Here is a 10,005-nt window from a genome sequence, read left to right as displayed (position 1 = left end):
CACTTTGCGCTGTGGGGCCTGGCCTTCAAGCCCAACACCGATGACATGCGCGAGGCCACCAGCCGCGTGGTGCTGCAAGAGCTGTTCGAGCGGGGCGCCACCGTCACGGCCTACGACCCTGTGGCCATGGCCGAGGCCCAGCGCATCTTTGGTGATGACACCCGCCTGAAGTACGCCGACAGCCCCAACGCCGCGCTGCAAGGCGCCGACGCGCTGATCATCGTCACCGAGTGGAAGGAGTTCCGCAGCCCTGACTTCGACAAGATCAAGGCCAGCCTCAAGACCCCGGTGATCTTTGATGGCCGCAACCTGTACGAGCCCTCGCTGGTCAAGCAGGCCGGCCTGAGCTACGAAAGCATCGGGCGGGCCACGGTTCAGGCCTGAGCGGGCTTCTCGGGCTTCCCGGGCTTCTGAATGGGCAGCTCGATGACGAATCGGCTGCCCCCACCCTCGCGGGCCTCGCAACGCACCTGGCCGCCGTGGCGCAGCGCAATCTGGCGCACCAGGCTCAGCCCCAGCCCCACACCGCCGGCATGCTCGGCATGGCCGGGCAGGCGGTAGAACGGCTCGAAGATCCGATCACGCTGGTCGGGCGGCACACCTGGCCCGCGATCGCAGACACGGATCTCGATCTGATTGGGCAGGCAGGCCAGCTCCAGGTCGATCTCTGAGCCACCGTAGCGTTTGGCGTTTTCAAGCAGGTTGCGCACCGCCCTGCGCACCAGGCGCTCGTCTGCCTCATAGGCTTGCGTGCCCAACGCCGCATCGGCTTGGACCTCGGCCCCCACACGGCGCGCCTCCTCGGTCACCAGGCCGAGCAGGTCAACCGGGCCGTGCTCGACCTCGCTGCGGGCATCCAGCCGGCTGGCCAGCAGCACCTCTTCCACCAAGGCATCGAGTTCACGGATGTCCTGGTGGATCTCGTCCTTGAGTTGGGCGGCACGCTCTGGCGGCATGTCGCCCATGATGGACACCGCCATCTTCAGGCGCGCCAAGGGCGAGCGCAACTCGTGGCTGGCATTGGCCAGCAGGTTGCGGTTGGAGGTAACCAGGTCTTCAATCCGCTGCGCCGCTTCGTTGAAGCTGTTGGCCAGGGCCGCGACCTCGTCCTTGCCTTCCACGGCGACCCGGTGCTGCAGTTGCCCAGAACCGAAGGCCTCCACGCCCGTGCGCAGCGCCTGCAGACGGCGGGTCAGGCGGTTGGCCACCGGCCAGGCGCCCACGGCCACGGCCACAAACAGCAGGATCAGCGACAGGATCAAGGCCGGCACGCCATGCGCCTGCGAGTTAGGCAGCAGCCAGCCCAGCGGCGTCAGCCAGGGTTGCATCTGCGGGCGTGGGGGTGGCATGGACGGCTCGTTGGGGCCCATGCTGACCAGAGGGCCACCAGGCCCGCCCGGCCCATCGGGGCCATCGGGTTCACCCAGCCTGGGTGGCCGGCTGCCAAAAGGCGGCGGCATGCGCCCACCACGCATCAGGGAGGGGCGCATGACCCAGAGCACCCGGCCATCCGACAACTGAGCCCGTTGCAAACGGTCTCGCAACTCCGGCAAACGCTGCAGCCGATCCTCCAGCATCAGGGAAGTCGCAATACGGCGCCCTTTGGGGCTGTCCAGCGCCATGGGCAAACGCAAGCGCTCCGCCCAGTCCAGAAAGACACGCGCCTGCTCGTCTTCAGATGCCGACACCGGGGGCAAGCTGTTTTCCAGCAACTCGCCCCAGGCGGCCGCACGCTCCTGCCAGGCCGTCACGGACTGGACCTGCGTGCGCTCGTGCTCCATGTTGTGCTGCGCCAGCCACCCAGACACCAGGGCAAAGACCAGCAGGACCGTGACGACGGTCAGGTAGATGCGCAGCGCCAGCGTCTTCATGGGGCGTCGGTATCCGTGTCCTGTTTCTTGGCGAACACGTAGCCCACGCCGCGCACCGTCAGGATGCGACGCGGCTCTTTCGGGTCGTCCTCGATGGCGGCCCGGATGCGCGAGATGTGCACATCGATGGAACGGTCAAAGGCCTCCAGGGGATGGCCTTTGAGCGAGTCCATGATCTGGTCGCGGCTGAGCACACGGCCCGGATGCTGGGCCAGCACGCACAGCAAGTCGAACTGGTAGGCGGTGAGGTCACACGCCTTACCGTCCAGGCGCACCTGGCGCAGGCCGGCGTCGATCTCCAGGCGGCCGAAGCGCCACACATCGTCGTCATTGGCCGTGGGGCCGGTTCGGCGCAGCAGCGCACGCAGGCGTGCCAGCAACTCACGCGGCTCGAAGGGCTTGGGCAGGTAGTCGTCCGCGCCGATTTCCAGGCCCACGATGCGGTCGGTGGGCTCGCCACGCGCGCTGAGCATCAGCAAAGGCAGGCTGCGTGTACGGGGTGTAGCGCGCAATTCCTTGCACAGGTCCAGGCCATCGCCGTCGGGCAGCATCAGGTCCAGCACCAGGGCGTCGCAGGCTTGCCGGGCCAGCAACTCGCGGCCGGCCGCCAGCGTCGGGGCGTTGGACACCTGGTAGCCATGGCTGCGCAGGTAGTCACCCACCATCGCACTCAGGCGCAGGTCGTCGTCAATCAGCAGGATGTGCTCGCTCATATCCGGCATTGTCGCGCGCTCCATGCTCAACGCTCCTGGGGTTGTCGCTCAGGCGCGGCGTCCGGGGGCATTTTTTCACCCCGGCGGCCGCCACCGCGGTGCTCTTCCATGCGGCGCATCATGTCCTCATGGCGCTTGGCCATCTGTTTGGCCACCGTGGCCCGCTGCTCGGGCGTCAGCACATTGCCCACGTCCAGCATGGCCAGCATCATGCGCTTGCTGACCTTGTCATGGTGAGCCGCCATCTGCTGGCGCAGCTTTTCTGCCGCCGCGGCATCCAGCTTGGGTGCCACCCAGAGCTTCAAGCCCTGTTCGTGCAGCCCGCGGCCTTCGTCATGCAAGGCCTTGAGATCGGTCTGAGCCTTGTCCACGATCTGCTGGATCTGCAGGCGCTGGGTGTCGGACACCTTGGCATCATCCAGCAGGCGTTGCAGATGGCGAGCACCAAATGGCATGCCACCCATGTCGGGGCCTGCACCGTGCATCATGCCCATGCGCGACATGGCCGGCTGCGCATCCTCGCTGCCAGCCCAGGCGCTGATGCTCAACACCACGGACGCCGTGGTGGCCGCAATCAGGGCGCCCAGCGCCCAGCGCTGCTTCTGGCGGCTCTTGCCTGATGGCACGCTTGCGGGGGATTGGTTCATGGCGATTTCTCCGTTGTTGGCAAAGCCTCAATGCGACGAGGCCATGACGGCATGATTGAGCCCAGGGGTAAACCGGCTGTGGCGCGGCGGTAAAGATGTGTGAATGCCTCGGCTGCGCGCTGATAAAGTCACCTGAAACACACCGGCCATACACCGGCCATCAGTGCGGAAAGGGAGATCCAGCATGTCAACCGTGGCAATCGGCGCGGAAAGCGCCACGGCACTGGCCCGCCCCTGGCGGCGCTTCTGGGCCCGGGTGCTGGACTACTGGCTGCTGATCTTTCCCGTTGGCTTTTTGACAGGCATGGTGATGGGCTCCATCTCGGTGGAGTTGCTGCTGTGGCTGCAAAAGCCCATGTCCAACCTCATCGTCAACTGGTGCCTGTCGCCACTGGTCATGCTGCTAGAGGGCCTGATCTACGGCTGGCTGGGCACCACGCCGGGCAAATGGCTGCTGGGCGTCCAGTTGCTCACCGTCAATGGCCAACGCCCGACCAGGGGGCAATACCTGCGCCGGCAGATCGATGTCTACATCTTTGGCCTGGGTGCATGGTTGCCGCTGGTGAGCCTGCTGACCACGCTGTACCAATACGGCAAGGTCCGGGACGGACAAGCGGCCGGCTATGACCAGGGCAAGTTCGAGGTGCGTGCCACCAGGCTGTCGCTCGTGCGCCTCGTCTGCACGGTGCTGATCCTCGTCGGCATGATGGCGGTCAACGGGTATTTCAAGCAAGAGGCCAGAGAGTCCCACCGGAGCTACACCAGCGGCGGCCCCTGGACCAACAAACTCACCGGCCGGGAGATCACGATCCCCAGCGGCTGGAGCCACCAGCAGAGCAAGAACCAGGACAAGCAGGACGTGGACATGTTCTTCCACCCTGATGCTGGCATCTACGCCGTGTTCGCCCGGGAAGCCATCCCCGGCCAGTTCGAGCTGGAGGACTATGCCTCGGCCTGGATCAGGGCGACCAGCGGCTCGATGAGCCTGTACGTGAGCAGCGAAGGCGACACGATCGAAGGGCAGCCGGCGCTCGTGGTGCTGGGCAGCGTCGCACGGGACAAATCGCAGAAGGTCCACGCCACCTTGCTCAAGCGCAACGGGGCGGTCTGGCGGGTGGTGCTGATCGGCACGGCGGGCGTCGCACCGGATCGGGCTGAGGCACTCAAACTGCGGCAGGCGCTGTTTTCGTCCGTGCCCTGAGCAGGGGGCCATATTGACCGGGCGGGCGCGCTCCCTCAGACTGGATGCCAGTTGGCCTGAGCGCCCTTATGGGGCTCGGCCACCCAAGCAAGGAGCCGCGCATGTACGACGATGAGGATGCCACCCCGTCCGTGGCGCTGTTGCTGGCCGTGCCGCCAGATCAAAGGCGCGAATTCCAGCGCCTGCGCGAAATGGCGGCGCTCAAGGGCATCGAGTTGAGCCCCAGCACCACCGACGACGGGCTGGTGGGCTTCAGAATCGAGCGCGGCGGCGAATCCGTGCGCTGCACGGACATCGAGGCGCTGAAAACCCAGCTGATCGAATTCGGCCTGCCGCTGTTGTCAGCCGAAGAGTTGCAGCGCTTGCTACAGGCTTTTCAGAGCGCCTTCATCCGCTCGATGGACGATGCGGCGGGGCCGCACGGGGACCACTGAGCACGCGCCGCCTCGGCCTGGCCACCGGCACCGTGTCAGCGACGATCCCAATGGCCTTCTCGCTGGCGCCATCCACGCCCTTCCTGTTGCCAGGTATGGGGCACCCACCGGTACCCGGGGCGGGGCGCCGACCAGTGCCCGCCCACCCACACGTGGCGGCCCATCTCCCAGGCCCAGAAGCCCGAGATCCAGATGTAGCCCACCACCGGCGGCGGGCCGACGTATTCGGCTTGAGGTGGCGGCGGCGCGGTCATGATGACCTGCTCCTGCGGGGGGTAATAAGGGGCCACCACGCAGGCACTCAGCGTCGCCGAGACCAGCACCATGGCTGCAATGGATGCCCTGGGCATCAGGCCCGATCGACGGTGTTTCATGTTGATGCATCCGTTGAGGTGATGCCCCTTCAACGGCCCGGCGGCATGCACCGCTGACGCCGCCGACGAACATTACAAAACAGACACACGAGGGCGCTTGTGTGTCGTTTGGGTAAAGCCACTCCAAGCAGCCAGGCTCGGCGCCGATACACCAGCTGAGTCAGAACAGGAGGGCCCCATGGCCACCATTTCAGCCACATCCTCTGCCAGCACCACGGCCGCATCCAGCAGCAGCACCAGCGGCCAGATTGCCGCACTGCAAAAACAGCTGACCTCCCTGCAAAAGCAGTTGGTCACGGCACAAAAGTCATCGGACACCAAGCTGGCCCAGTCGCTCTCACAACAGATTGCCTCGGTTCAAACGCAGATCGCGCAATTGATCCAGCAGGCAGCCAGCGCCGCGCAGGCCAAGCAGGCCCGGGCCAAACCGGAGGCGTCGTCCGCACCAGACACCCAGGCGGCCAACGAGGCACGAGACAAAAAAGCCAGGCAAAAAGCGCGGGAAGATGGCGCCAGCGTGGGTAGCAACGTGGACACCTACGCCTGAAACCAAAAAACCCCAAGCGAATCAATCACTTGGGGTTTTGTACTGGCGGAGAGGGTGGGATTCGAACCCACGGTACCTTGCGGTACGCCTGATTTCGAGTCAGGTACATTCGACCACTCTGCCACCTCTCCTGTAACTGGTGCATCCGTGGTCAACGGCGTAGCCCGCGAGTATAGCAGGAGTTTTCAGGCCTTCAGGAACTCGGCCCCACCCAGATACGGGCGCAGTGCCACCGGCACGCGGATGCTGCCGTCCGCCTGCTGGTGGTTTTCCAGCACCGCCACCATGGCGCGGCCCACGGCCAGGCCCGAGCCATTGAGCGTGTGCACCAGCTCGTTCTTGCCTTGCGCGTTCTTGAAGCGCGCCTGCATGCGGCGCGCCTGGAAGGCTTCGCAGTTCGAGCAGGAGCTGATCTCGCGGTAGGTGTTCTGCGCGGGCAGCCACACTTCCAGGTCATAGGTCTTGGTGGCGCCAAAGCCCATGTCGCCCGTGCACAGGGACATCACACGGTAAGGCAGCTCCAGCTTCTGCAGGATGGCCTCGGCGTGGCCCACCATCTGCTCCAGCGCGTCGTAGCTTTGCTCGGGCGTGGTGATCTGCACCATCTCGACCTTGTCGAACTGGTGCTGGCGGATCATGCCGCGCGTGTCGCGCCCTGCACTGCCGGCCTCCGAGCGGAAGCAAGGCGTGTGGCCCGTCAGCTTGATAGGCAGTTGCTCCAGCGGCACGATGGTATCGGCCACGGTATTGGTCAGCGTCACTTCAGAGGTAGGGATCAGGTACCACTTGCTGCCCGAGGCATCGCCATCACCCGAGGTGACGTGGAACAGGTCCTGTTCGAACTTGGGCAGCTGGCCGGTGCCTTGCAGGGCCTTGGCCTGCACCAGATACGGCGTGTAGCACTCGGTGTAGCCGTGCTCCTGCGTCTGCACGTCCAGCATGAACTGGGCAAGTGCGCGGTGCAGGCGGGCCACCGGACCACGCAGGAAGGTGAAGCGCGAGCCTGACAGCTTGGCACCGGTCTCGAAGTCCAGGCCAAGTGGCTCGCCAATGTCCACGTGATCGCGGGCTTCAAAGGCATAGGTCTGGGGTGTGCCCCAGCGGCGCACTTCCACATTGCCGGATTCGTCGTGGCCCACGGGCACGCTGTCGTGCGGCAGGTTGGGCACGGCCAGCAGCATGCCGGCCATCTCGGTCTGGATGACGTCCAGGCGCTCGGCACTGGCCTTGAGCTCGTCGCCAATGCCGGCCACCTGCGCCATCACGGCCGAGGTGTCTTCGCCCTTGCCCTTGAGCGCACCAATCTGCTTGGACAGGCTGTTGCGCTGGGATTGCAACTCTTCCGTGCGCATCTGGATGGTCTTGCGCTCGGCTTCGAGTTCGCGGAAGCGGGCTTCATCCAGAAAGGGTTGCGGCGTCTTGCGCTTGGACAGGCGTGCGATCACGCTGTCGAGGTCTTTGCGCAGCAGGGCGATATCGAGCATGGTGTGTAGGCAGTTTCTTGAATGGGATGGTTGGGGCGTAGCTTACCGTGCCAGGCACGGCCGCTTCATGACGGCGACGAGGCGCTTCGCTCGGTAGGCAGCGGGCGATCCAGGCCCGTGCCGCCCAAGCCCTTGGGCAGCGGGAAGCGCACATGCTCCTCCACGCCCTGCATGCGGCGCACGGAGACCGCACCCAGTGCACGCAGGCGCGCGATGACCTGCTGCACCAGCACGTCGGGGGCGGAAGCGCCCGCCGTCAGGCCCACACAGGCATGGCCTTCAAACCAGGACTCCTGCAGGTCTTCGGGGCAATCGACCATGTAGGCCGGTGTGCCCAGGCGCTCGGCCAGCTCGCGCAGGCGGTTGCTGTTGGAGCTGGTGGGGCTGCCTACCACGATGACCACGTCCACCTGGGGCGCCATGAGCTTGACGGCATCCTGGCGGTTCTGCGTGGCATAGCAGATGTCCTGCTGCTTGGGCTCGCGCACCTGCGGGAAGCGCTGCTTGATGGCCGCGAGGATGGCCGCGGCATCGTCCACCGACAGCGTGGTCTGCGTGACCACCGCCAGCTTGCCGGGATCAATTACCTGGACCTTGCCCACATCGTCTTCGTCTTCGACCAGGTAGATGCCATCGGACAACTGACCCATGGTGCCCTCGACCTCGGGGTGGCCCTTGTGGCCAATCATGATGAACTCATACCCCTCGCGGCGCAGCTTGGCCACTTCGATGTGGACCTTGGTCACCAGCGGGCAGGTGGCATCGAAAACCGTGAAGCCGCGGGCATCGGCTTCGCGGCGCACCTCCTGGCTCACGCCGTGGGCACTGAAGATCAGCGTGGCACCCGGCGGCACCTCGGCCAGGTCTTCGATGAAGATGGCGCCCTTGGCCTTGAGGTCGTTGACCACATAGGTGTTGTGCACGATCTCGTGGCGCACGTAGATGGGCGCGCCGAACTGCGCCAGCGCGCGCTCGACGATCTCGATGGCACGGTCCACCCCGGCGCAAAAGCCGCGCGGCTCGGCCAGCAGGACGTCCTGAACTTCATTCATGTTGGAGCCTGCGCAGATCAGAGCACACCGATCAGCTGCACCTCGAAGGTGACAGGCTGACCAGCCAGCGGGTGGTTGAAATCAAACAAGGCCCATTCGCCATCGGCATCCATCTCGCGCACCACGCCGGCGAAGGCACCCTGGCCATCGGGCGTGGGGAACTGGACCACATCGCCCACGCTCCAGGTTTCATCAGGGTCACCCAGTTCGCGCAGCAGCTTCAGGGCCACCTTCTGGATCATCTCGGGGTTGCGCGGGCCAAAGGCCTCGCCGGGCTCCAGCGCGATGGTGGTGCGCGTGCCTTCACTCAGACCGACCAGGCGCGCCTCCAGCGCAGGCGACATCTCGCCCGAGCCCACCGACAACGTGGCCGGCTTGTCATTGAAGGTGTTGACCAGATCATCACCTTCCGGCCCGACCAGGCGGTAGTGCAGTGTGAGGAAAGAGCCTTGGGCGACGGTTGGGACAGCGTTGGTCATGGTGTGTCACCTCACCCAAGAGCGGGCCCACTTCGGTGGGCACCTGTCAGGAGGATGGGGTTGAGAGATAAGGAAAACGACAATTTTAGTTTTGAGAAGCACATTCAGGGAAACAAAGACCATGAAAGACCTGCCGCTTGCGCTGCGGCCGCGCGAAAAACTGCTTTCTTTGGGGCCCGCCGCCCTGGCCGATGCCGAATTGCTGGCCCTGCTGCTGCGCACTGGCATGAAAGGCCTGGGGGTATTGCAGCTGGCGGAAAAGGTGCTGCAAGACCTGGGGGGCCTCAGTGGCCTGCTGCAGGCCCACCCGCTGCAATTGAGCAAGGTCAAGGGCCTGGGCCCCGCCAAGCGGGCCGAGCTGCTGGCCGTCATGGAGATGGCACGCCGCAGCATGAGCAACGACCTGCGCACTCAGCCGGTGTTCACCTCGCCCCAACTGGTGAAGGACTACCTGCAGATGCGCCTGGGCGCCCTGCCCCATGAGGTGTTTGCCGTGTTGTTCCTGGATGCACAGCAAAAGCTCATTGCCTGCGAGGAGCTGTTTCGGGGCACGCTCACGCAGACCAGCGTCTACCCGCGCGAGGTGGTCAAGCGCTCGCTGGAGCTCAATGCCGCCAGCGTGATCCTGGCGCACAACCACCCATCAGGCGCGCTGGAGCCCTCACGCGCAGACGAGTTGCTGACGCAGACCCTCAAGAGCAGCCTCAACCTGGTGGATGTGCGCGTGCTGGACCACCTGGTGGTGAGCCGCCACGGCGCCTTGTCGTTCGCAGAGCGTGGATTGATGTAGCGTCGGCTTGATGCAGGGCGGGTTGACGTCATTTAGAAACACCCGTTGCGGGGTCACGCTGATACAAATCAAGGCAAGCGGTAACGTCTTGATATTGATGTAGGCTTCACCCCTGTGAGCCACGCCAACAAGCCATCCGCCAACACGACGCTGCGCGACTTTGCTGACTTGAAGCGCGCGCTGAACAAGGCCGCCAAGGAGGCGGCCGCTCGTGCTGAGCAAGAGCAGGCCGAGCGCATCAAACGCGAAGCCGCGCAACGGGCGCAAGAAGCCGAAAGCGCCCTGTTCAAGCGGGCTGTGGGCGAGGTCCATACCTTGCCTGACACCGGCCGTGTCGCCCACACCAGCGCGCGGCCCAAGCCGGTCCCGGCCCATCGGCAGATGGACGAAAAGGCCGTGCTGCAGGAATCCCT

12 protein-coding genes, 1 tRNA gene and 1 pseudogene are annotated in these 10,005 nt (G+C 65.1%); 6 read left to right on the top strand and 8 right to left on the bottom strand.

The window, feature by feature from the left end; genetic code table 11:
* Positions 1–384 (top strand): UDP binding domain-containing protein (locus HY019_RS16845; RefSeq protein WP_290694440.1); only part of this gene is annotated, 384 nt, incomplete at its 5' end.
* On the opposite strand, the gene HY019_RS16840 is transcribed toward HY019_RS16845, so the two are convergent.
* From HY019_RS16840 to HY019_RS16830, 3 genes are read right to left on the bottom strand one after another with little or no spacing between them, the layout of a single operon-like run.
* On the bottom strand, positions 375–1,871 hold the full coding sequence (locus HY019_RS16840; RefSeq protein ID WP_290694438.1) for a HAMP domain-containing sensor histidine kinase: 1,497 nt from the start codon (positions 1,869–1,871) through the stop codon (positions 375–377). The two genes, HY019_RS16845 and HY019_RS16840, sit on opposite strands and share 10 nt — an antisense overlap.
* Complete coding sequence (locus HY019_RS16835) at positions 1,868–2,584, bottom strand: response regulator transcription factor (protein ID WP_290694442.1); 717 nt, start codon at positions 2,582–2,584, stop codon at positions 1,868–1,870. Before HY019_RS16835 ends, HY019_RS16840 begins: the two co-directional genes overlap by 4 nt.
* A gap of 26 nt (positions 2,585–2,610) precedes the next feature.
* Entirely contained in the window at positions 2,611–3,231 is a 621-nt protein-coding gene (locus tag HY019_RS16830) for a Spy/CpxP family protein refolding chaperone (protein WP_290694436.1), read from the bottom strand.
* Between the two features lie 184 nt (positions 3,232–3,415).
* Between HY019_RS16830 and HY019_RS16825 the strand changes: the two genes are divergently transcribed.
* A complete protein-coding gene (locus HY019_RS16825; RefSeq protein ID WP_290694434.1) occupies positions 3,416–4,432 on the top strand; it encodes an RDD family protein in 1,017 nt (338 codons plus the stop codon).
* A gap of 101 nt (positions 4,433–4,533) precedes the next feature.
* Positions 4,534–4,866, top strand: a complete 333-nt coding sequence (locus HY019_RS16820; protein WP_290694432.1) for a hypothetical protein — start codon at positions 4,534–4,536, stop codon at positions 4,864–4,866.
* Between the two features lie 35 nt (positions 4,867–4,901).
* On the opposite strand, the gene HY019_RS16815 is transcribed toward HY019_RS16820, so the two are convergent.
* Positions 4,902–5,240 (bottom strand): YXWGXW repeat-containing protein, encoded by a 339-nt coding sequence (locus HY019_RS16815; RefSeq protein WP_290694430.1) that lies wholly within the window; start codon positions 5,238–5,240, stop codon positions 4,902–4,904.
* 178 nt (positions 5,241–5,418) lie between these two features.
* On the opposite strand from HY019_RS16815, the gene HY019_RS16810 reads away from it, so the two are divergent.
* Positions 5,419–5,787, top strand: a complete 369-nt coding sequence (locus HY019_RS16810) for a FlxA-like family protein (RefSeq protein ID WP_290694428.1) — start codon at positions 5,419–5,421, stop codon at positions 5,785–5,787.
* Positions 5,788–5,830: 43 nt separating this feature from the next.
* Here the strand turns inward: HY019_RS16810 and HY019_RS16805 are convergent.
* The 4 genes from HY019_RS16805 to HY019_RS16790 form a co-directional block, all read right to left on the bottom strand.
* Positions 5,831–5,918 (bottom strand) — tRNA-Ser (locus HY019_RS16805).
* Between the two features lie 54 nt (positions 5,919–5,972).
* A complete protein-coding gene (gene serS, locus HY019_RS16800; protein ID WP_290694426.1) occupies positions 5,973–7,271 on the bottom strand; it encodes a serine--tRNA ligase in 1,299 nt (432 codons plus the stop codon).
* A 65-nt stretch (positions 7,272–7,336) separates the two neighbouring features.
* The gene (gene ispH / locus HY019_RS16795; RefSeq protein WP_290694424.1) at positions 7,337–8,323 is read right to left on the bottom strand and encodes a 4-hydroxy-3-methylbut-2-enyl diphosphate reductase; all 987 of its coding nucleotides are present in this window, start codon (positions 8,321–8,323) and stop codon (positions 7,337–7,339) included.
* A 17-nt stretch (positions 8,324–8,340) separates the two neighbouring features.
* Positions 8,341–8,802, bottom strand: a complete 462-nt coding sequence (locus tag HY019_RS16790) for an FKBP-type peptidyl-prolyl cis-trans isomerase (protein WP_290694422.1) — start codon at positions 8,800–8,802, stop codon at positions 8,341–8,343.
* Between the two features lie 121 nt (positions 8,803–8,923).
* Here HY019_RS16790 and radC point away from each other — a divergent pair, with 121 nt between their 5' ends.
* Both radC and HY019_RS16780 read left to right on the top strand, forming a co-directional pair.
* Positions 8,924–9,592 (top strand): DNA repair protein RadC, encoded by a 669-nt coding sequence (radC, locus tag HY019_RS16785; protein ID WP_290694420.1) that lies wholly within the window; start codon positions 8,924–8,926, stop codon positions 9,590–9,592.
* A gap of 114 nt (positions 9,593–9,706) precedes the next feature.
* Positions 9,707–10,005, top strand: a pseudogene (locus tag HY019_RS16780) (hypothetical protein); the annotation flags it as partial.

It is taken from the genome of Aquabacterium sp. (assembly GCF_016195855.1).
Taxonomy (GTDB): domain Bacteria; phylum Pseudomonadota; class Gammaproteobacteria; order Burkholderiales; family Burkholderiaceae_C; genus Aquabacterium.
The sequence above is the reverse complement of the archived record's forward strand: the minus strand, read 5'-3'. Positions and strand labels throughout refer to the sequence as shown.